The following is a 324-nucleotide window of genomic DNA, read 5'->3' as shown; positions in this document are numbered from 1 at the left end:
GTGAACGCCAGCTACCACGTGCCGACGCCAGAAGTGAACGCGACTTATATCGCTGAAATGGCCCGTGCCGAAATGGTCGGCCGTTATGGCAGCGAGGCCTACACCGAAGGTTATCGAGTGACTACGACGGTCCCAAGCGACCTGCAAGAGCTGGCCAACAAGTCGGATGAGGACGGCTTGATGGTCTACGACCAGCGCCACGGCTATCGCGGCCCTGAAGCACGCTTTGCCGGTAAATCCCCGTCGGCCTGGGCTCAGGAGCAGACCAAGCAGCGCACCATCAGCGGGCTTGAGCCGGCCATCGTGACCCAGGTCGACAAAGAC

General features: G+C 61.4%; 1 pseudogene. It reads left to right on the top strand.

Annotation, left to right across the window (positions count from 1 at the left end):
• A pseudogene (locus QMX84_RS26360) lies at positions 1–324 on the top strand (peptidase); the annotation flags it as partial.

Origin of the sequence: Pseudomonas sp. PS01297, from assembly GCF_029959305.1 — a bacterium.
Classification (GTDB): domain Bacteria; phylum Pseudomonadota; class Gammaproteobacteria; order Pseudomonadales; family Pseudomonadaceae; genus Aquipseudomonas; species Aquipseudomonas helleri.
Note: the sequence above shows the minus strand (reverse complement) of the source record. Positions and strands in the feature narration are given on the sequence as shown.